This window comes from Sphingomonas sediminicola (assembly GCF_014489515.1).
In the GTDB taxonomy this organism is placed as follows: Bacteria; Pseudomonadota; Alphaproteobacteria; order Sphingomonadales; family Sphingomonadaceae; genus Sphingomicrobium; species Sphingomicrobium sediminicola.
Map to the genome: position 1 here is coordinate 1,755,262 of NZ_CP060782.1, position 20,652 is coordinate 1,775,913.

The 20,652-nt window shown below is 62.7% G+C and carries 19 protein-coding genes and 4 pseudogenes; 9 read left to right on the plus strand and 14 right to left on the minus strand.

Going from position 1 to position 20,652, the window contains the following annotated elements; all coding sequences use genetic code 11:
- Positions 1-102 precede the first annotated feature (102 nt).
- Positions 103-891, plus strand: coding sequence for a sulfite exporter TauE/SafE family protein (locus tag H9L14_RS09525; RefSeq protein ID WP_187709942.1), 789 nt, complete (start codon positions 103-105; stop codon positions 889-891).
- Between the two features lie 6 nt (positions 892-897).
- Here H9L14_RS09525 and H9L14_RS17440 read toward each other — a convergent pair whose 3' ends face one another.
- The gene (locus H9L14_RS17440) at positions 898-1,137 is read right to left on the minus strand and encodes a DUF6894 family protein (protein ID WP_425506880.1); all 240 of its coding nucleotides are present in this window, start codon (positions 1,135-1,137) and stop codon (positions 898-900) included.
- Positions 1,138-1,300: 163 nt separating this feature from the next.
- Here H9L14_RS17440 and H9L14_RS09535 point away from each other — a divergent pair, with 163 nt between their 5' ends.
- Positions 1,301-2,026 carry a Crp/Fnr family transcriptional regulator gene (locus H9L14_RS09535; protein ID WP_246444603.1) on the plus strand — a complete coding sequence of 242 codons (726 nt, stop codon included), beginning with the start codon at positions 1,301-1,303 and terminating at the stop codon, positions 2,024-2,026.
- A gap of 15 nt (positions 2,027-2,041) precedes the next feature.
- Here H9L14_RS09535 and H9L14_RS09540 read toward each other — a convergent pair whose 3' ends face one another.
- Together H9L14_RS09540 and H9L14_RS09545 are read right to left on the minus strand one after the other, a co-directional pair.
- Positions 2,042-2,560 carry a carboxymuconolactone decarboxylase family protein gene (locus H9L14_RS09540; protein WP_187707918.1) on the minus strand — a complete coding sequence of 173 codons (519 nt, stop codon included), beginning with the start codon at positions 2,558-2,560 and terminating at the stop codon, positions 2,042-2,044.
- A gap of 86 nt (positions 2,561-2,646) precedes the next feature.
- Complete coding sequence (locus H9L14_RS09545) at positions 2,647-3,189, minus strand: peroxiredoxin (protein ID WP_187707919.1); 543 nt, start codon at positions 3,187-3,189, stop codon at positions 2,647-2,649.
- A 115-nt stretch (positions 3,190-3,304) separates the two neighbouring features.
- Between H9L14_RS09545 and H9L14_RS09550 the strand changes: the two genes are divergently transcribed.
- Entirely contained in the window at positions 3,305-4,276 is a 972-nt protein-coding gene (locus H9L14_RS09550) for a LysR substrate-binding domain-containing protein (RefSeq protein ID WP_187707920.1), read from the plus strand.
- Here H9L14_RS09550 and H9L14_RS09555 read toward each other — a convergent pair.
- The 4 genes and pseudogenes from H9L14_RS09555 to H9L14_RS09570 form a co-directional block, all read right to left on the minus strand.
- Complete coding sequence (locus H9L14_RS09555; RefSeq protein WP_187707921.1) at positions 4,206-4,493, minus strand: hypothetical protein; 288 nt, start codon at positions 4,491-4,493, stop codon at positions 4,206-4,208. The two genes, H9L14_RS09550 and H9L14_RS09555, sit on opposite strands and share 71 nt — an antisense overlap.
- A gap of 71 nt (positions 4,494-4,564) precedes the next feature.
- A pseudogene (gene katG / locus H9L14_RS09560) lies at positions 4,565-6,808 on the minus strand (catalase/peroxidase HPI).
- Between the two features lie 114 nt (positions 6,809-6,922).
- Entirely contained in the window at positions 6,923-7,489 is a 567-nt protein-coding gene (pgsA, locus tag H9L14_RS09565) for a CDP-diacylglycerol--glycerol-3-phosphate 3-phosphatidyltransferase (RefSeq protein WP_187707922.1), read from the minus strand.
- Between the two features lie 118 nt (positions 7,490-7,607).
- Positions 7,608-8,345 (minus strand): NADPH-dependent F420 reductase, encoded by a 738-nt coding sequence (locus H9L14_RS09570; RefSeq protein ID WP_187707923.1) that lies wholly within the window; start codon positions 8,343-8,345, stop codon positions 7,608-7,610.
- A 228-nt stretch (positions 8,346-8,573) separates the two neighbouring features.
- Between H9L14_RS09570 and H9L14_RS16655 the strand changes: the two genes are divergently transcribed.
- Together H9L14_RS16655 and H9L14_RS09575 are read left to right on the plus strand one after the other, a co-directional pair.
- Positions 8,574-8,705 carry a RidA family protein gene (locus tag H9L14_RS16655; RefSeq protein WP_281389372.1) on the plus strand — a complete coding sequence of 44 codons (132 nt, stop codon included), beginning with the start codon at positions 8,574-8,576 and terminating at the stop codon, positions 8,703-8,705.
- An 11-nt stretch (positions 8,706-8,716) separates the two neighbouring features.
- Positions 8,717-9,058, plus strand: coding sequence for a RidA family protein (locus H9L14_RS09575; RefSeq protein ID WP_187707924.1), 342 nt, complete (start codon positions 8,717-8,719; stop codon positions 9,056-9,058).
- On the opposite strand, the gene gcvA is transcribed toward H9L14_RS09575, so the two are convergent.
- The gene (gcvA, locus tag H9L14_RS09580) at positions 9,034-9,999 is read right to left on the minus strand and encodes a transcriptional regulator GcvA (RefSeq protein WP_187707925.1); all 966 of its coding nucleotides are present in this window, start codon (positions 9,997-9,999) and stop codon (positions 9,034-9,036) included. The two genes, H9L14_RS09575 and gcvA, sit on opposite strands and share 25 nt — an antisense overlap.
- A 42-nt stretch (positions 10,000-10,041) precedes the next feature.
- Positions 10,042-10,485: a cytidine deaminase gene (locus tag H9L14_RS09585; protein WP_187707926.1), complete on the minus strand. Its 444-nt coding sequence runs from the start codon at positions 10,483-10,485 to the stop codon at positions 10,042-10,044.
- A gap of 127 nt (positions 10,486-10,612) precedes the next feature.
- Between H9L14_RS09585 and H9L14_RS09590 the strand changes: the two genes are divergently transcribed.
- The 3 genes and pseudogenes from H9L14_RS09590 to H9L14_RS15900 all read left to right on the plus strand — a co-directional run.
- Positions 10,613-11,401, plus strand: a complete 789-nt coding sequence (locus tag H9L14_RS09590) for a S1/P1 nuclease (RefSeq protein ID WP_246444056.1) — start codon at positions 10,613-10,615, stop codon at positions 11,399-11,401.
- On the plus strand, positions 11,401-11,985 hold the full coding sequence (locus H9L14_RS09595) for a metallophosphoesterase family protein (RefSeq protein WP_187707928.1): 585 nt from the start codon (positions 11,401-11,403) through the stop codon (positions 11,983-11,985). Before H9L14_RS09590 ends, H9L14_RS09595 begins: the two co-directional genes overlap by 1 nt.
- A gap of 308 nt (positions 11,986-12,293) precedes the next feature.
- A pseudogene (locus tag H9L14_RS15900) lies at positions 12,294-12,953 on the plus strand (bifunctional metallophosphatase/5'-nucleotidase); the annotation flags it as partial.
- 118 nt (positions 12,954-13,071) lie between these two features.
- On the opposite strand, the pseudogene H9L14_RS09600 reads toward H9L14_RS15900, so the two are convergent.
- The 5 genes and pseudogenes from H9L14_RS09600 to H9L14_RS15910 form a co-directional block, all read right to left on the minus strand.
- Positions 13,072-14,519: pseudogene (locus H9L14_RS09600) on the minus strand (AMP nucleosidase).
- A 52-nt stretch (positions 14,520-14,571) separates the two neighbouring features.
- Complete coding sequence (gene cyoD / locus H9L14_RS09605) at positions 14,572-14,958, minus strand: cytochrome o ubiquinol oxidase subunit IV (RefSeq protein WP_187707929.1); 387 nt, start codon at positions 14,956-14,958, stop codon at positions 14,572-14,574.
- Complete coding sequence (locus H9L14_RS15905) at positions 14,955-15,368, minus strand: cytochrome c oxidase subunit 3 (protein WP_246444058.1); 414 nt, start codon at positions 15,366-15,368, stop codon at positions 14,955-14,957. The genes cyoD and H9L14_RS15905 overlap by 4 nt, the downstream gene beginning before the upstream one ends.
- A 223-nt stretch (positions 15,369-15,591) precedes the next feature.
- Positions 15,592-17,535 (minus strand): cbb3-type cytochrome c oxidase subunit I, encoded by a 1,944-nt coding sequence (locus tag H9L14_RS09615; RefSeq protein WP_425506881.1) that lies wholly within the window; start codon positions 17,533-17,535, stop codon positions 15,592-15,594.
- Positions 17,536-17,586: 51 nt separating this feature from the next.
- Complete coding sequence (locus H9L14_RS15910) at positions 17,587-17,844, minus strand: COX aromatic rich motif-containing protein (RefSeq protein WP_246444060.1); 258 nt, start codon at positions 17,842-17,844, stop codon at positions 17,587-17,589.
- Positions 17,845-18,668: 824 nt separating this feature from the next.
- Here H9L14_RS15910 and H9L14_RS09625 point away from each other — a divergent pair.
- Positions 18,669-20,629, plus strand: a pseudogene (locus H9L14_RS09625) (TIM-barrel domain-containing protein); the annotation flags it as partial.
- Positions 20,630-20,652 lie beyond the last annotated feature (23 nt).

Here is a 20,652-nt window from a genome sequence, read left to right on the forward strand (position 1 = left end):
GCGCTCCGAATAAAAGCCGGAACGAGTTGCTGTTCCGCCACAGCAACTTGCGGCTTGGTCGGGTGTTGGGGCAAACGCCGGTTAAACTGCGCGGAGGCATCGATTCTCGAACAGATTCTTGCCGACCCGTCAGCGCTCCTTATCTTCGCACTGATCGGTTTCGCGGCACAGCTGATCGATGGTGCACTGGGAATGGCGTTCGGCCAGATCTCGAGCACCATCCTGATCAGCATCGGCGTGCCGCCGGCGGTCGCCTCCGCCGGCGTCCATACAGCCGAGACGTTCACCACTGCGGTCTCCGGCATCAGCCATGTCGCGCACAAGAACGTCGACTGGCGGCTGTTCTTCAGGGTCGTCATCCCAGGCGTGATCGGTGGGGTGCTGGGTGCCTATGTCCTGACGCAGATCAGTGCCGCAACGGCGAAACCGGTCGTTCTGACCTACCTCACCGCGCTCGGCATCTACCTCTTCTATCGGGGAGTGATGCACCGCCACACAGAACGCCGGCCCAGGGTGGTCTCGCCTCTTGGTCTTGCCGGCGGCTTCCTCGATGCGGCCGGCGGCGGCGGCTGGGGAGCGATCGTGACCTCTCACCTGCTCGTGCAGGGCGGCAATCCCAGGAAGACCATCGGAACCGTGAACACGGCGGAGTTCTTCCTCACAGTCACAATCTCCGCGACCTTCCTCGCGACATTGACCCTGACTGGCTCTCAGGAAGAGCAGGAGCTGGTTCTGAGGGCGATGATCGGGCTGGTGCTCGGCGGCGTCCTAGCGGCGCCCTTTGGAGCGATGATCGCCAAGCGCGTGAACCCGGATCGCCTCCTTGCGATGGTCGGGGGCCTGCTGACCCTGACGAGCGGCTACGCGCTCTTCCGAGTCCTCACCATGTGACCGCGATCACCGGAGGATTTCGACCGCATCCTCGAATTTGAGCGAGCAAACCAACCTGTCTGCTTGATCGAAGACGTCGATCCTCTGGGCGAGATTGATCGCGCCCTGAATCGCTTCGTGGCTGATGATATCCCTCGCCTGGAGAAGGGCGGAAGTCCGCGCCGCCTCGACATCGTCAAGTTCAACGCCTTCAGCGTCAATCAACGTGTCTACTCCGTCCTTCAGGTGGAAATAATACAAAGGCATCCTGTTGCCTCGCTGGCTACGCCACAGGCGCGCTAGGGCCGAAAAGTTCACAACATAAGTTGGTTATGACATGCATAACCTTGTATGCATCGAAGGTGTCGTTCCGTGATAAAGAGACGTCAAGTTTCCATTCGCAGGGATCTGTCGCTCCAGACTGACATTGATGCCTCAAAACGGAATCTCACGCTTTATCGGGAGGCTGCAGCTCCACGGCAGGCTCAGCCCCCAAAGCATCGAAGCCATTCGTGCGCTTCCCTGGCGGCTGATTAAACGCACCAAGCTGTCCTATGTTCTCCGCGAAGGGGACATACCCCAGGAAGTCTCGATACTCGTCGCCGGCTTCGCCCAACGGCAAAAGCACACGAGCGATGGAACGCGGCAGATCGTGTCATTCAGTTTTCCCGGCGATCCGCTCGATTTCGACTGCCTGTTTCTAAACGAGGCCGACTTCAGCGTTCAAATGTCGACGAACGGAACCATCGCCTGCGTTCGTACGGAGGCCGTCAACGCCTTGCTGGACAAGCAGCCGGAGGTGGGCCGGGTCATCACCACGGCACTGCTGGCTGATGCGGCAGTATCTCGCGAGTGGGTGGTCAATACGGGACGCCGGGATGCCCGCCAGAGGTTGGCCCATCTACTGTGCGAGGTTCTCGTTCGAGCAAAGGCTCAGCAGATCGAGACAGATGTCTTCGAGCTCCCATTCACGCAGGAGCAGTTGGCGGACGCAACCGGCCTGACCCCGGTGCACGTCAATCGCGTGCTGCGACAATTGACTGGCGAAGGGGCCATCAGCCGCAATGGCCGATTCATCACCGTCCCCAGTTGGGATGTGCTCGAGGAAATTGCCGGTTTCGACGATCGGTTCTTGCACCTGCATGACGCCCGGTGAGACCGACAGCCTAGTCTAAAGCGTCGCGTGGACCGTCGCGATCGCCTTCAACACCGCACCGATGCGGACCGCCGACTGAATCGTCTCGGGTTTCACTCCGTGCTGGAGAAGCACCCGTTCGTGGCTTTCCATGCACATGCCGCAACCGTTCATCGCCGACACCGCAATGCTGAACAGCTCGAAGTCTTCCTTCGCGATCCCGTGCGACCCGATCAGGTTCATCCGGAGCTTGGCCGGCATCGTCCCATATTCCGGGTTCGCGACCAGGTGGACGAACCGGTAGTAGACGTTGTTCATCGCCATCAGCGCTGCGGCTCCCCGCGCAGCATTGGCGATCTGTTCCGACAGCTTCCCATCGGCCTCGGCCTCGGCGGCGTCGACCAGCGGCTTGTAGCCCGACCCATGGGCGCAGGTGAGCAACAGGCCCAGCTTGCGCTCCTCGCCGAGCAGTTGGTCGTTGAGGATCGACGACAGGTTCAGCCGAAGGTCCTTCGCGTAATCCGGGAGGGCGTCGGCGAAAGTCTTGAGAGGCATGAATTGAGCTCCTGAGGGTGCAGAAAGGGGCGCGGAAACGGCGAGTCCCCGCGCCCCGAGAGGTGTCACGTGCCGCGGTAAGGGGCTTAAGCCGCCGGGCGCAGCACCTCTTCACCCTGCGTCCAGTTGCACGGGCAGAGCTCATCCGTCTGGAGCGCGTCGAGGATTCGAAGCGTCTCCTGCGGGTTGCGGCCGACGTTCAGGCCGTTGACCGTCACGTGCTGGATGATGTTGTCGGGATCAACGATGAAGGTCGCGCGGAAAGCGACGCCTTCGTCCTTGGCGATGATGCCCAGCGCCTCGGCCAGTTCCTTCTTGTTGTCGGCGATCCACGGGAAGTCAGCCTTCTCCAAACGCTCGTCCGACTTGCGCCACGCGAAGTGGACGAAGTCGGTGTCGGTCGACGCGCCGATCAGGTCGGCATCGCGGTCGGCGAAGTCGCCCTTCAGCTGCGCATAACCCTCGATCTCGGTCGGACAGACGAAGGTGAAGTCCTTCGGCCAATAGAAGATGATCTTCCAGCGGCCATTGGTCTGGCCGAGGTCGAGCGTCTCGCCGGCAGGTAGCGCCGCGGTGCCCTGCTGGACGGGAACCTTGAGGGCGGGAAGCTTGTCACCAACGGTCAGCATTCAAATCTCCTCGTTTCGCTGCATTGCAGCCAGTCTTATGTTGCAACGCAGCATCTAGGGCGCTGGTTTCAATCGTTCAAGTCGATTATATCGATGGAACTGATTGGAATTATCGATGATTGTCCATCTGCCCACGATCAAACAGCTCCAATACCTTGTGGCGCTTCGCCAGCATGGTCACTTCGGCAAGGCGGCCGAGGCCTGCTTCGTCACCCAGTCGACCCTGTCGGCCGGCCTCCGCGAGCTTGAGAATTTGCTCGGCGTAGTCCTCGTCGAGCGCACCCGCCGCGTCGTTCGCTTCACGCCGCTCGGCCTGAAGATTGCCGAGAAAGCGCTCCGCGTTCTGCGCGAGAGCGAAGAGCTGACGGACATGGCGCGCGCAGAAGGCAAGCCGCTCCACGGCGAACTCCGCATGGGTGTCATCCCCACCATCGCGCCCTTCCTGCTTCCTGCGATGCTTCCCCGCCTGCGCGAGCAATGGCCGAACCTGAAGCTCTTCCTTCGCGAAGAGACGAGCCAGGCGGCATGCGACGCCCTCAATCGCGGGCAACTCGACTGCGTACTTCTCGCGATGCCCTACAGCTGCGGCGATGTCGAAAAGGCCGCCTTGTTCGACGACCGCCTGTTCGTCGCCTACCCGCGAGGGGAAGCGCCAGCGGATTCGATCATCGAGCCCGGAGCGATCGACGAGAACCGCCTGCTCATGCTGGAGGACGGCCATTGCCTGAAGGACCACGCCCTCGCCGCCTGCAACCGGCCGGAGATGCGGGCCGAAGCGACGATGATGGGAACTTCGCTGCACACGCTCGTTCAGATGGTCGATAACGGGCTTGGCGTGACCTTCGTGCCGGGAATGGCGATCGAAGCCGGCATTCTAGAAGGCACTCGCGTCGACGCCCGGCCGCTAAAATCCGACCATGGCTTCCGCAGCATCGCCCTCGTCTGGCGCCGATCAAGCCCGCGCGAGGAAGAGTTTCAACTGCTGGCGGAGACTCTGCGCCAGATCACCCGGGACATCATTCCAGGCCTAGCAGCCAACGATCGAGCGCGACCGCGCGTACCCGAGCCTGCGGAAGCGTCCGGTTGAGATAGGCGCGGTTCTTCATGATCCAGCGCAGGCATTCCAGCTGGCTGTCGAACGCCGGGAACTGGTCGCGATTTGCCTTGAAGGTCTGACGGTCGACGAGATAGCGAGCGCCGGTCCGGCAGCCCGGAGCTCCAGCCCAATCGCGATGCGGAGCGACGACTGCTGGCACCCAATATTCGCGGCCCGGGTCAAGCCGATGGATCTCCGAACGGTGCATTGGGCTCTCCCTCCCAACAACGCCGATGATGGACTGCGGCGGGCCCGCTGTGAACCCGCCGCATGTCCCGCTTACTTCGCCGGAACAGGCTCCGCGATGCCGATCGGCTCCTTGAGCTTCGCCTTCTGCGGAAGATCGAAACGGTCGGCGTTCATCACCTTGGTCCAGGCCTTGACGAAGTCGCGAGCGAACTTCGCCTCGCAGCCCTTCTGCGCGTAAACCTCAGCCACGCTTCGCAGCTCGGCGTTGGATCCGAACACGAGGTCTGCACGTGTTGCGCGCCAGGTCTCGCCGCCGCTCTTGCGGTCGGTGGCTACATATTCCTCGTCGCCCGACCCATCGACCGTCTTCCAGACGTTCGTCATATCCAGCAGGTTGACGAAATAGTCGTTGGTGAGAGCGCCGGTGCGCTTGGTGAAGTGACCATGCCGGCTGCCGCCATAATTGGCGCCGAGCACCCGCAGGCCGCCCACGAGGACCGCCATCTCCGGCACCGACAGGCCAAGCAGAGCGGCGCGGTCGAGCATCATCTCTTCCGTCTTCACGCGAAGCTTCTTCGGCAGATAGTTGCGGAAGCCGTCCGCTTGCGGTTCGAGCACCGCGAAGCTTTCGACATCGGTCTGCTCCTGCGTCGCATCGCCGCGGCCGCCTAGGAACGGTACCTCGACGGTCTGCCCGGCTTCCTTCAGCGCCTTTTCGACGCCGACCACTCCACCGAGGACGATAGCGTCAGCCATCGAAAGATTGCCGCGCAGGCCATCGAGCGTCTGCAGCACCTTGGCCAGCTCGGCAGGCTCGTTGACCTCCCAGTCCCTTTGCGGGACCAAACGAATACGGGCGCCATTGGCGCCGCCACGGTGATCGGACTTCCGGTAGGTCGACGCCGAGGCCCATGCCGTCTTCACCAATTGCTGAACCGTCAGCCCACTGCCGGCGATCCTGGCCTTTACGTCTGCGATTTCAGCATCCGAGGGATCGCGCCCTGCCGGAATTGGATCCTGCCAGATGAGGTCCTCGTCCGGGACTTCGGGACCGAGATAGCGCGCCTTCGGACCCATGTCGCGGTGCGTCAGCTTGAACCAGGCACGTGCGAAGGCGTCCTTGAACGCCTCATGGTCGCTGCGGAACTTCTCCGAAATCTTGCGGAATTCGGGATCCATCTTGAGCGCCATGTCGGCGGTTGTCATCATCGTCGGACCTTCTTGGAGGGGTCCCAGGCCGCCGGGGCCATGTCCTCTTCTTTCTGGTTTACCGGCTGCCACTGCTGCGCGCCTGCAGGCGAGTGAACGAGCTCGTAGTCATAATCGAGCAGCAGGCGGAAGTAGTTTTCCGACCATCGCGTCGGGGTGTTGACCCACGAACCCTCTAGGCCGCTGGTCACGGTGTGCTCGCCGATACCGCCATGCTCCTGATTGCTAACCCACCCGAAGCCTTGCGCAGCGAGATCGCCACCCGCCGGCGCCTTACCGAGCGTCGACGGATCGCCGTTGCCATGCGCCTTGCCGAAGGTGTGCCCGCCGGCCGTGAGCGCGACCGTCTCCTCATGGTTCATCGCCATGCGCTCGAACGTCGCCTTGATGTCGCGCGCGGATAGCAGGGGATCGGGGTTACCCCCGGGCCCTCGGGGTTCACGTAGATCAAACCCATCTGGATGGCGGCCAGCGGACCGTCGAGATCGGCAAGCCCGCGGTCGGGATCGATGCGGGTAGGAACGCCTTCGTTAACCCACTTGTCCTCATCGCCCCAGTAGATGTCCTTTTCCGGCTCGAAGACGTCGGCACGCCCGCCGCCGAACCCGAACACCGGTCCGCCCATGGACTCGATCGCGACATTGCCGGCCAGAATGAACAGGTCAGCCCAGCTGATATTGTTTCCGTACTTCTGCTTGATCGGCCAAAGCAGTCGCCGCGCCTTGTCGAGGTTGCCGTTGTCCGGCCAGCTGTCGAGCGGGGCGAAACGCTGCTGCCCGCTGTTGGCGCCACCGCGTCCATCGCCGGTGCGATAGGTGCCCGCCGCGTGCCAGGCCATCCGGATGAAGAACGGGCCGTAATGCCCATAGTCGGCCGGCCACCAGGGTTGGCTGTCGGTCATCAGCGCCGTCAGGTCCGACTTTAGAGCCTCATAGTCGAGCTTCCCGAACGCGTCGGCATAGCTGAAGTCGTCGCCCAACGGATTCGCGGCACCATTCGGGCCAGAATGTCGACGGCCAGAGCGTCCGGCCACCAGTCTCGATTTTGCCGCCCAAGAAGCGCGCGCACGCCACCGTCACCATGACCCATCGGGCAACCGCCCATTTCTCCCGTCTTTGCGTCCATGATTCTTGCCTCTCTCCCTGGCGGAAAACGGGAGCACGCTAGGCTTCGGCGCTTAGCGACGGAAACGATGAATCTTTGTCAGTAAGTACGGGAAAATCGATTAGTCGGCGAAGCTCAGTCCATGTGCTTCAGGCCGACCCGCAGATAATCCCAGCCGGTGATCAGGGTCAGTGCGGCCGCTGCCCACAGGCTGATGATCCCCGTCGTATGCACCCAGACCTGCGCCGGCAACGCCCCGCCCAGTATCAATGCGCCGAGAGCCACGAGTTGAAACGTCGTCTTCCACTTCGCCAGCCGGCTGACCTTCAGCTCGACCTTAAGTTCGGCCAGGAACTCGCGCAGGCCTGACACGATGATCTCACGCAGGAGGATGATCAGCGCGGCGATGATGTGCAGCCCCGCGATTTCCGGGATCGGGTTCGCCTTGCGGCTGGAAATCAGCATGATCAGCACCGCGCCGACCATGATCTTGTCCGCGATCGGATCGAGGAACTGGCCCAGTTTCGAGATCCGCCCCTGAGCCCGCGCAACATAGCCGTCGAAATAATCGGTGATCCCGACAAGGCAGTAAAGAACGAAGGTAATTGCGTAATCGACCGGCGTGGGCTGCCAAAGCAAGAATACCAGGATCGGAACCGCCAGGATTCGCGAGAGCGTCAGGAGGTTCGGAATACTCAGCATGCGCCAACCGCTCTACGCAAACCGCCGCGGAAGCAAAAGATGGAAGCGTGCGGTCGAGCCTGCCCGTCCGGAGGTGTGACGGACAGGCTCTTGCCGCAGCAACTCGCGGCGTTCGAAGTCAGTCCTGCGGAACCATCAAAGCGGCATCGTTGGCGGCGCGAGCCGGCGGAGCGTCCCAGCGCTGGATGATGTCGCCGTAGGCGTCATTCACTCCGGCTTCCCAGGGCTCCCCGAGGAGCCGCCAGCCTACGCGCGGAAGATAACCGTACTTCGCCGCGAGCTGGCCGGCGAACAAAGTCATGCGCTCGGTGAAACGAGCCTGCGCCAATCCGCCGCCGTCGAGGAAGCGCCAGGGGCTCGCGCGGAACAGGTCGAGCACGACCGCCTTTGCCTCGTCGTCGTCGCCGGTCATCACGATGTCCATCGGCCCGCCGTCGAAATCGGGATTCTCGAAGGCTTCCCAGAACGGCCATTTGAAGGTGCTGACGATCCGGGCGCCGGGCCAAAGTTTCTGCAACTCTTCGGCGGCACTAGTGTCCCACGGAAGCAGGAAATCGTCGTAGTGGTCGTTATACGGATTGAGGATGTCGACGACGATCTTGCCGTCCACCGCGTCAGCAAAGGGCTTGAGGTCGTCGAATGCTCCGTCGCGGATGAAGATCGACGGCAGCACGATGTCCTGCCCGGCAGCATCTTCGTAGCTTCCGCCCGTCACGTTGGATCCGAGGCGGGCTGCGATGGCTTTTGCGCGCCCGACGTCCCGCGAGCCGAAGACGACGCTGTGGCCGCCCTTCTGCGCTAGGTGGGCCAGCCGAACGGCCATCCTGCCCGTGCCGATGATACCCAAGCGAAGCATGCGAAGTTCCTTTCAATGTGGAGCGCGACACGCGCTGCCGTCATTCAAAGGTGGCCCAGTCGCGGTTCGGCGACAAACGATCATCCCTGCGGCAGAGTTTAGTTTAGCTAAAGATATGCGTAGGCCCTTGTCTCGTTAGAGAAACTAAATTGTCGCAGGACAAATCTGGTTGGTCGCCTCCTCCCGCAGCGTCTAGGCGTGAGCCGCTCGATCAGTGGAGACTTCGCGATGCAAGGCTCTGAAATTGCCGTTTCGTGGCCGGCCAAGGCGAGCCTGCCACCTCCTCCCGATCCAGTCGGCGCCTACAGCGCCGTGGTCATTCGCGGCGGCCTCGGCTTCGTCTCCGGCCAATTCCCCTGACGGCTGGCGTAATGCTCGGCACCGCCACCCAACCGAACGTCGAGGCGCTGAAAGCGGCCGCGCGCCTCGCGGCCTTCAATGTCGTGGCCCAGATCGAACGGGCGCTCGGATCGTGGGAGCGCTTCGACGGCCTGTGCCGCGTCGACGGCATCATCGCGGTTCCAACGGGATTCACATCGCACGCGAAGGTGCTCGATGCCGCATCGGACCTATTCGTCGAGCTGTTCGGACCCATGTACGGCGCACATGCACGCTCGGCGATTTCCTCGCCCGGGCTGCCTGGCGATGCCTCCATCGAGCTCGTTGTCACGTTCGCCGTAAGGCCGGCTCAATCGAGCCCAGCCTCGCGCTGAAATTTGGCCGCTTCCTCGAGCAGCCAATTCCTGAAGGTCCGGACCGCGCTCGACAGGGAGCCGTCGTCCGGCGTCACGAGATAATAGGAATAGCCGCTCGCGATCGTCGGACCCGCGGCAGCGATTAGCCGTCCTTCCTTCAGCTCGGACTCTACCAGCGTGCTCCTGCCAAGGATCACCCCGTGACCGTCCACTGCTGCCTGGATCGCCGCGAGCGAGGAGGAAAAGCGCAACGCTCCATCCTGCGGTACCAGCAGCTCCTGCATTTCGAACCAGGTGCTCCAGTCGGGATAGTCGAGTCCCGTCGAATCCATCGTGAGATCGTGGATCAGGCGCGCTTTCGTCAGGTCCTCGACCGAACCGATGGGACATGCGGCAAGGTAGGACGGCGAGCAGACGGGAGTGAGCTTCTCGTCGAACAGCCGCTCAGCCGTAAGGCCGCGCCATGAGCCTCCACCGTAGCGAATACCGACGTCCGGCTCCTCCCGCCGCAAGTCGACCAGCCTGCCATCGGACTCGACACTGACCTGGATGCCCGGATGGTCGATCGCGAACTCGCCAAGGCGTGGGGCCAGCCACTTCACGGCAAATGTCGGCGGGCAGGTTACCCGCACCACTCCGCCGCCCCTGTTGGCCTGAAGCACGGCGGTTGCGCGTGCGAGCAGATCGAAGCCGGCCGTCAACGTCGGAGCGATCTTCGACGCATCCTCGGTCAGTGCGATCCGGCGCCCCTCGCGCCGGAACAGCCGAATGCCGTAATAATCCTCGAGCAGCTTGATCTGCTGGCTGATCGCGCCCGGCGTTACGTTAAGCTCCTCGGAAGCCTTGGCGAAGCTCATGTTCCGGACGACCGCCTCGAAAGCCCGCAAGGCATTGAGATGGGCAAGCTTCTTCTGCCCTTTCGGCCGATTATCCTGAACCGGGCGCGGGCGCTCTACCATTCTTCCAATTACAGCCCCTCGTAGCGGGACGCACCCGCCCGATCACGACGCATCGTTCAAGTTCGCCGGGCCGAAGCCGTGTGGGATAAGCGAGCCGATCGTGTGACGGTCGACCTTTGACCCTTCGCCGTTCGCGCTCAGCACTTCGATGTCGCAGCCTGACAGGCATGAGGCTTCGAATATCGCCTGCCGGCACCCACCGCATGGCGTGCAGGTTAGATCACCGGTGAGCGCGTCGCCGTCGATCCCGCCTCCCGCCACCACGAGGCGCGCGACCTTGGCGAGCCCGAATTTGTGCTGCGCTGCGGTCAGGGCGCTCTGCTCCGCGCAGATGCCGAGGCGGTAGCACGCGTTTTCCATGTTCGCGCCGGTGACGACCTCGCCATCGACGGACTCGATCGCACAACCAACGTGGAATCGCGAATAGGGCGCATACGCCTTGAGCGCGGCGGAACGCGCCAGTGCTACCAGTTCATCTTCAGTCATGCTCTTGTCCTTAAGGCCGTGCACGGGGCATGCGCTAGTCTTCCGAATCTGCGAGTCCGACTACGATGAAAGCACGGTTGTTCGTTACCGCCGCGGCCGCCGCAATTGCGCTCATTCCCTCCCCGCCTTGGCGTGGGGGAAAACCGGCCACCGCGTCGTCGCGGCGATCGCCGACGCGCAGCTGAGCGGGCTGGCTCGGGCGCATATCAAAGAGATCCTCGGATCCGCCGAAAGCCTGGACGAGGCGGCGAACTGGCCGGACGAGATGCGGTCGGCGCCAACTCAATTCTGGCAGAAGACGGCGACGCCCTGGCATTACGTGACGTTGAACGGCGTGCTCTACGACCATGCGCCTTCGGAGGGCGACGCGCTCGAGGCGCTGCAACGCTACACGGCGACGCTGCGCGACCCGAAGGCGAGCCTTGCCGACAAGCAGCTTGCCTTGCGGTTCGTGGTCCACCTCGTCGGCGACCTTCACCAGCCGCTTCACGTCGGCAAATGCTGCGACAAGGGCGGCAATGAGGTGAAGGTGAAGTGGTTCGGCCGCGATCTCAACCTCCACTCCGTGTGGGACTCGGCGCTGGTCGACGAGGAGCAGCTTTCGTTCACCGAGATGAGCGCGAAGCTCCAGCGGCACACGAGCAGTGACGAGATCATCGCCTGGTGGGACATCAATCCTCGCGATTGGATCAGCGAGAGCGCACAGATTCGCGAGACACTCTATCCGGCAACGCCGCCCAAGAGCGCCAAGGTCAAAAAGGGTGAGCCGGCGGTTCCCGAACTCTCCTATGCCTACGTCTACAAGTTCACGCCGGTCATGGAGCAAAGGCTCAAGCAGGCCGGAGTGCGCCTCGCCGCATACCTCAACGCTGTCTTCGCAGAGCCGCAGCCGCTTCCCGCCGAGCACGCGCTCTGATGCTTCGCAAATCCGTCATCGCGGCGCTCCTGGCGCTGGCCGGTTGCACGACCAGGCCGGTCGTCCCGGCTGCTCCTGCACCGCCGGTAGAAGTTCAGATCCTGGCGTTCAACGACTTCCACGGAAATCTCGAACAGCCCTCGCCCGTCGATGTGACTGAGGCCGATGGAGGCAAGCGCAGGTTCCAGACCGGCGGTGTCGCAAACCTAGCAGGCGCCCTGACGCAATTGCGCGCGGGACATGAGAACACGGTCACGGTTTCGGCAGGCGACACGATCGGCGCGTCGCCACTGATCTCGGCCAATTATCTCGACGAGCCGACCATCGCAGCGATGAATTTGCTCGGCCTCGAGTTCAATTCGGTCGGCAATCACGAATTCGATCGCGGGTCGGACGAGCTCAAGCGGATGCAGTCCGGCGGCTGCGTCAAGTTCACGCGCCGCACCCCTGCGCGGTCGAGCAGTTCGGAGGAGCCCGCTTTCGCTACCTCGCCGCCAATGTCGTTCAGACAGATGGGACGACCGTCTTTCCCGCTACCGGCATCAAGAGGTTCGGGCCGATCACGGTCGGCTTCATCGGAATGACGCTCAAGGGCACCGCGAGCCTGGTGACACCGTCGGGCGTGAAGGGACTGAGCTTCGCCGACGAAGCCACGACCGCCAACGCGCTCGTGCCCAAGCTCAAGGCAGAAGGCGCCGACGCCATCGTCCTGCTGATCCACCAGGGCGGAAAGCTGCCGCAGTTCACCACCGGCAACGCGTGCGACGGGCTCTACGGCGACATCTTGCCGATCCTGCCGAAGCTCGATCCAGCCATCACGACCGTCGTGTCAGGCCACACGCACTGGGCCTATGTCTGCAACGGAACCGTCGAGACCGGCGCGGGTCGGTTGATGACCAGCGCGGGCAAATACGGTTACTTCGTCAGCGACCTGCGCCTTCGTTTCGATCCTTCGACGAAGCGTCTGCTCGAGCAGAGCGCGACCAATGTCGTCGTCGGCAACGGCGAGCGCGGAGTGGACGCTCCGGAACAGGCACTGGTCTCGCGCTACGCCGCGGCAGTCGCGCCGATCGCGAACCGCGTCGTCGGCCGTCTGACCGAGAAAGCGACCACGGACACGGACGACGGCGAAAGCGCCGCAGCCGACCTGATCGCGGACTCGATGCTGGCCGCAACGCGTGCGGCGGAGAATGGCGGCGCCCAGATCGCGCTCGTCAACGCCACAGGCGTTCGCGTCGCGCTTCCTTCGGGCGACGTTCTTTACAAGGACGCTTTCGCGATGATGCCGTTCGGGAACAACCTGTTGGTGATGACGCTGACCGGGAAGCAGCTGAAGGCCGCGATCGAGCAGCAATATGCAATCCCGATCAAGCCGGGCAGGAGCAGACCGGCGGCACTCGCCCCTTCGGACGGGTTCACCTACGCCGTCGACATGACGAAGCCTGAAGGCAGCCGAGTTTCCGACGTGCGGCTGAACGGCAAGCCGGTGTCGGCGGAAGGCCGCTACCGCGTCGCACTCAACAATTATCTCGCGTCGGGCGGTGACGGCCTCAGCGCCTTCACGCAAGGCACGGACATCACCGACAAGGGTATCATCGATCTTGACGCGCTGGTTGCCTGGATCGCGCCCGGCCGGATACCCCGAAGCCGGGCCGGGTCCGCTTCGCCCGCTAGCGCAACGGCGGCTCGTCGAAGCTCCGCAACTTGCGCGAGTGCAGGCCCTCGCCTTCGCTGCGAAGCAGGGCGAGCGTCTCGATGCCGATCCGGAGATGCTGGCCGATTGCGCGCTCGTAGAAGTCGTTGGCCTGCCCGGGCAGCTTGAGCTCACCGTGCATTGGCTTGTCCGACACGCAGAGCAAGGTTCCGTACGGGACGCGGAAGCGGAAACCCTGCGCGGCGACAGTCGCCGATTCCATGTCGATGGCAACCGCCCGGCTCTGGTTGAAGCGCTTGGCCGACTGGGTGAAGCGAAGCTCCCAGTTGCGGTCGTCAGTAGTCACCACCGTTCCGGTGCGCAGGCGCGTCTTCACGCTGTCCTCGTCGCCGCCGGTAACCAGCACCGCGGCTTCGAACAGGCCCTCTGAACTTCGGCAATGGCCGGCAGCGGAATTTCGACCGGCAGGACATCGTCAAGGACATGGTCGTCGCGAAGGTAGGCGTGGGCGAGCACGTAATCGCCGATGCGCTGGGTCGGGCGGAGGCCGCCGCAATGCCCGATCATCAGCCATACCTCGGGCCTGAGCACCGCGATGTGATCGCAGATCGTCTTCGCGTTCGACGGGCCAACGCCGATGTTCACCAAGGTGATTCCTACGTGCCCGTCGGCAATCAGGTGATAGGCCGGCATCTGGTGACGCCGCCACGTGCCTGCTGCGATTTGCGCCTCGGCGTCCGTCAAATGCTCGCGGTCGTAATAGCCGCCTGGAACGGACAGCGCCGTGTACGGGCTGTCTGCCCGGCGCAGCTCGTCGATGGCGAAGCGTACGAACTCGTCGACGTAGCGGACGTAGTTCGTGAACAGGATGAAGTGCTGGAAATGGTCGGTGTCGGTGCCCGTGTAATGCTTCAGCCGCGCAAGGCTGAAGTCGGTGCGCGGGCCGTCGAACAGGGCCAGCGGCCGCGCGTCGCGAACCGAATAGTCCCAAACGCCGTCGGCAATCTCGTCACCGATGTGCGACAGCTCGTTGGACGGGAACCAGCGCGACAGATCGGCGGCCGTCACCTCGTCGAGATTGATGCCGCTTCCGTCGAGAACATAAGCATAGGGGATTTCGCTGCGGCTTTTGCCGACCGAGACCTCGACCCCATAATCCTTGACCAGATGCTCTAGCTGCGTCCGCAGATAATCGCGGAACAGCGCCGGTCGCGCGACGCTGCAGGCGTAGGTGCCGGGCGAGGTCAGGCGGGCGAAGGCGCGGGTCAGTCGCCCGGATGTGCGATCCCCGCTGTAGGAGACACGAAGCTCAGGGTAGGCGAAGCAGCCTTCCTCCCTCAGTTTTGGGTCCGGATGCTTCCCCGCCTCGCAATAATCGGCAAGCGCCTCGCGAAGGTTGGCGACCGACTGGTCATAGATGGAACAGAGCTCGTCGAGGATTGCCGTGATGTCGTTGGACTTCATGAGCCCGCACGCTTGGACTCAACGCACACCGCAGACAAGGTCTTTATTGGTTTCAGTGCTGCATCTGCAGGTTCGTCATCTCCGGGCCGGGCATCATGTTCGCGTTCATGTGGGACATGATCCAGATGGTCCCGATCATCACCAGGAAGACGATCAGTACTCCAAACGCGAGCGCCAGGACGTTGTTCGTGTTGTCCGGTCCGCTGGTGATGTGAAGGAAGAAAACCAGGTGAACGCCCATCTGCGCGATTGCCAGGACGACCAGCCCGGCGGCCACTCCGGGGCCCCACAAAACGCCGGTCGACGCGACCCAGAACGATACGCCGGTCAGGATGAGCGCCAGAGCCAGGCCGATCACATAGGCGATCGTCTCGCTGAGGATGTTGCTGTGCGGTGCTCCCGGAGCGACGTCGAGCAGGTTGTTTTCGTTCTCGCTCATGGCAGCGTCCCGATCAGATAGACGATGGTGAAGATGGCCACCCAGATGATGTCGAGGGCGTGCCAGAAAATGCTGAGGCAGAGCAGCCGCCGGACGATGTGCTCCTTGAACCCCTTGGCCCAGATTTGAGCCATCATCGTTCCGATCCACAGCAGGCCGGCAGTGACGTGCGCGCCGTGGCAGCCGACAAGCGTGAAGAATGAAGAGAGGAAAGCGCTGCGCTGTGGCGGAGCGCCTTCAGCGACCATGTGGGCGAACTCGTAGAGCTCGATGGACAGGAAGACAGCCCCGAGCAGGCCGGTCACGAGCAACCAGCCCTGGGTCCATGTCATGCTCTTGCGCTTGGCGGCGATCATTGCGAGGCCGCAGGTGAAGCTCGACAGCAGCAGCGCCACGGTCTCGACCGCCACCAGGTTTCGGTCGAACAGCTGTTTGGTGGTCGGCCCCCGTCCGTCGCAGTTACAAGCGATGCATAGGTCGCGAACAAGGCCGAGAAGAGGACCATGTCCGACAGGACGAACAGCCAGAAGCCGTAAGGTACGACGATGCTCTTCGATTCCGGCCCTCGATGACCGAGGCCAGTATCTTCCGAGGCGCCGTGGGTAAGACCGACCGTTGGTGCTTCGCTCGCCGTCATGTGGATTGGCTCAACGTGTGGAGGTGCTCCATGCGGATGCGGCGGCGCTCGCGAGCGTTTGCCCTGACCTCCTCGACCGGGATGATGTGCTCATGCTCGTCTTGCCACGCGTACCAGACGAAGACCGCGAAAGAGCCGATGAGGCCGAGGATGGCCAACCACCAGATGTGCCAGATGATCGCAAAGCCGCAGACCGAGGCGAAGAAGGCGCAGATCACGCCGACCGGTGTGCCCAGCGGCATTTCGATCGGTTTGTAGTCCGGCTCCTTGATCAACGCGTCCTGCTTGATCGCCGTCTGCTTGCGCGTCCAATAGGCTTCTTCGCCGTGGACGTCGGGAAGAACCGCGAAATTATAGTGCGGCGGGGGCGATAGCGTCAGCCATTCGAGCGTGCGCCCGTCCCATGGATCGCCGGTAACATCCATCCGCTGGTCGCGCGTCTTGATCGAATAGAGCAGCTGGACGACCGTCAGCACGATCCCGACGCCGATGATCACCGCTCCGACCAGCGCCACGTTCAGCCATGGTGCCCAGGTAGGATCGGGGATGTGCTGCATGCGCCGCGTCGCACCCCAGAAGCCGAGCACGTAGAGCGGCATGAAGGCGAGATGGAAGCCGATGAACCAGCACCAGAAGATCGCTTTCCCGAGCCGTTCGTCGAGGGTGAAGCCGAACGCTTTCGGGAACCAGTAGGTGTAGCCCGCCATGATCGCGAACACGACGCCGCCGATGATTACCTGGTGGAAGTGCGCGACCAGGAACAAGCTGTTGTGCACGATGAAATCGACCGGCGGGATGGCCAGAAGGACGCCCGTAAGTCCTCCGATCACGAAGGTGAGCATGAAGCCGATCAAATAGTACATCGGCACGGTGAAGCGCACCCGGCCGCCGTACATCGTGAACAGCCAGTTATAGATCTTCACCCCAGTCGGGATGCCGATGATCATGCTGGCGATGCCGAAAACGGCGTTGATGTCCGCGCCCGCTCCCATGGTGAAGAAGTGGTGGAGCCAGACCATGAACGAGATAATGCAGATCGCGAGCGTTGCGAAGACCATCGAGCGGTAACCGAACAAAGGCTTGCCTGAGAAAGTCGCGGCGACTTCGGAATAGATGCCGAACGCCGGCAGGATGAGGATGTAGACCTCCGGATGCCCCCAAACCCAGATGAGGTTCATGTAGAGCATCGAGTTGCCGCCGCCGTCATTCGTGAAGAAGTGGAAGTCGAGGTAGCGGTCGAGCATCAGCAGGGCCAAGCTGACCGTCAGCACCGGAAAAGCGGCAAGGATCAACAGGTTGGACGCAAGCGACGTCCAGCAGAAGACGGGCATGCGTAGGTAGCTCATGCCCGGAGCCCGAATCTTGAGGATGGTCGTGACGAAATTGACGGCCGTTAAGACTGTCCCAACACCGGATATCTGCAACGCGACAAGATAGTAATCGACCCCGACTCCGGGCGAAAATGCCTTTTCGCTGAGCGGCGGAAAGCCCAGCCAGCCGGTTCGCGAGAACTCACCGATGAATAGGCTTAGGTTGACGAGGAGCGCGCCCGAAGCAGTCAGCCAGAAGCTGACATTGTTCATCGTCGGAAAGGCGACGTCGCGCACGCCGAGCTGCAGCGGAACAACGAAGTTCATGAAGCCGATAACGAACGGCATCGCCACGAAGAAGATCATGATCGTTCCGTGTGCGGAGAAGATCTGGTTGTAATGCTCCGGCGGCAAATATCCTTGCGAGGCGCCGATCGCGAGCGACTGCTGGAGGCGCATCATGATTGCGTCGGCGAACCCGCGAACCAGCATCAGCAGCGCAAGCACGATGTACATGATGCCGATGCGCTTGTGGTCGGTGGACGTGATGTACTCGTCCCGCAGATACGGCCACCAGCCGTTGCGCCAGACCCAGAAAGCGGTTCCGAGCACCGCCAGGATGACGACCACGGACGTCAGAAGGGGATCGGCTCATGGAAAGGGATCGCGTCCCAGCTGAGCTTACCTAGCATGCTGCCCGGCCCCTTGTTCGCTAGTCGGCGGATTGTGCGGCATTATCTGTGGCGGCGGAGCGCGATTGGCGACGATCGCATCGAACAGGCCCGGCGCGACCGCGCCATAGGTCATCGGTTTCACATAGCTGGTCGGCTTCGAAAGCTCGGCAAAAGCGCGTCCGTCGAGAGCCTGCCCGGTGCCGCGCGCGCCTTGGGCCCAAAGGGCAAACTGGTCCGGCGGGAGAACCTGCGCCTTGAAGCCCATTCCGGGGAAGCCGTCGCCGCTGAAATGCGCGGAGAGCCCGTCATAGGCCCCGGCCGGTCCGCCTGTAGGTTCAGGCGGGTCGTCATCCGCGGCATTGTGTAGATCATCGTTCCGAATTGCGGGACGAAGAAGACGTTCCAGACCGTTGCGGAGGTCAGCCGGTAGCTGACGGGTGTTCCCGCCGGGACGACCAATTGGTTGACGGTCGCGATGCCCTGGTCCGGGTAAATGAACAGCCACTTCCAATCGAGCGACACCACTTCAACCTTCAGCGGCGGGGTCGTCGACGCAAGCGGCTTGCTCGGTTCGAGCTCGTGGCTTCCGATCCAGGCGATGCCGCCAAGCAGCATGATAGTCATGGCGGGGATCGACCACACGACCAGCTCGATCGCGCCGGAATATTCCCAGTCGGGACGGTAGGTGGCCTTCGTATTCCCACGCCGGAACCACCAGGCGAAGGCGACCGTGGCAATCATCGTCGGGATGATGATCGCCAGCATGATCGCGGTCGAATTGATGAGGATCGTCTTCTCGGCCTGACCGACCGGACCGACCGGGTCGAGGATGCCCCGGTTACAGGCGGCGAGCAGCACGATGAGCGCGAAACACGCGACGAATCGCAGGGCGTATCCTGCCCTCGCGTCACCCTTCGCACCACCCGGCTGAGTTCACGAAGACCCCCTTCATCGGCCCCTACGAACCTGAACGGACGGCGTCCCCTTAGTCCCCAGAGTTACTGTCGGCAACTGATCTGCGTAAAGCGTTGCAGACGCTGATTGCTGAGCTAGGGTCGCAAGCACCCTATGACCCGCACAGCATTGATCATGGCCGCCTGCCTAGCGGCGCTCGCCTCCCCTGCACCGGCGCAAAACAGTCCACCCAACGGAACCATCACAAGCAACGACACGGCATCGGTAAGCGTCTCCGCGCTGACGGATTCGATTTTGCGAGTTCGGGTGGTGAAGACCGGTTCCGAGGCTCCCGAGGATGCGAGCTGGGCCGTTTCATCCGCGGTTCGCGGCAAAAGCGTGAAAGTCCGGCGCGTGCCCGGCGGCTTCCAAACCGGATCACTTTCTGTGCGGATCGATCCGGCGACCTTACGGCTCACCGTGGCCGACCTCGAGGGTCGTACCATCGTCGACGACGTGTCCGGATCCATGAGCTTCGAGGGCAGCCGCTTCACTTTGCGCAAGGCAATGCCGACCGGCGAGCAATATTACGGGCTCGGCGATAAGACCGGGCCGTTCAACCGCCGCGGCGCAAGCTACGTGAACTGGACTACGGATGCCTGGGGCTTCGATCGCGCCACCGACCCCATCTACAAATCAATTCCATTCTACATCGCGACCGGCGGTCCCGGCGGCGCCTACGGCCTGTTCCTGGACAATACGTGGCGAAGTGCGTTCGACTTCGGCCATCGCGACCAGAATGTGCTCGAGATTTCGGCTGATGGCGGCCCGATCGATTATTACGTCGTTGCGGGACCGACGGTCGCCGACGTTGTCCGCCGCTACACCGACCTGACCGGCAAGGCGCCGCTGCCGCCGCGCTGGGGTCTCGGTTACCAGCAGTCACGCTACAGCTACATGAACGCGACCGAAGTCCGCGAGATCGCGAACCGATTGCGCGCCGACCGAATTCCCACGGACGTCATCTGGCTCGACATCGACTTCCAGGACCGGAACCGGCCGTTCTCGACGAACACCAAGACTTTTCCGGACCTCAAGGAACTTGCCCGCGATGTCGGAAAGGATGGCTTCAAGCTGGTGGCAATCACCGATCTCCACATCGCGCACGCGCCGAACGAAGGATACGCGCCGTACGACAGCGGCATCGCCGGCGATCACTTCCTGAAGAACCCGGACGGCAGCCTGTACGTCGCGCCGGTCTGGCCAGGGCCATCGGTCTTCCCCGACTTCACTCGCAAGGCCAGCCGCGACTGGTGGGTGGGCTGTACAAGCCATTCGTCGATGATGGCATCGCCGGCTTCTGGAACGACATGAACGAACCGGCGATCTTCGAAACACCGACCAAGACCATGCCGTTGGAGACAGTCCACCGCATCGATGACGACGGCTTCGCCCCGCGCACCGCGAACCATTCCGAAGTGCATAACGTTTACGGCATGGAGAACGGCCGGGCGACCTACGAAGGGCTTTTGAAGCTCCGGCCCAACGTTCGCCCCTTTGTTATGACACGAGCAATGTTTGCTGGCGGGCAAAAGTTTGCAGTCACATGGACCGGCGACAACAACTCAACTTGGGATCATTTGAAGCTGGCCGTCCAGCAGATGCTGAACCTCGGCCTTTCAGGCGTTGCCTGGTCGGGTGCGGACATTCCAGGTTTCATTGGCGGGGCGAGCCCGGAGCTGGCGACACGCTGGTATGAGATTGCGGCATTCACTCCGATCTATCGCGGTCACGCGGCCAATGACGCGCCTAGGGCCGAGCCGTGGATCGACGGTCCGGAGCACCTCGCAATCCGCCGCCGCTACATCGGGGAGCGGTACCGGCTGATGCCGTACCTCTACGCGGTCGCGGAGCAGAATGCGCGTACGGGCGACCCTTTCATGCGCCCGACCTTCTACGACTATCCCGAGCTGGCGAAGGCGCCGTGCGACCAATCGATGGCCTTCACGCTCGGACGTGACCTTCTGGTCGCTCCGTCCCCGAAGCCGGAATCGACCTATGCCTACAATGTCTGCATGCCCGGACCGGGCTGGTTCGATTATTGGAGCGGCCTGCCTGTATTAGGCGAGCGCAAGCCGGACGCGCCGTTTGAGGTGGTGAGGGAAACACCCACGCTCGA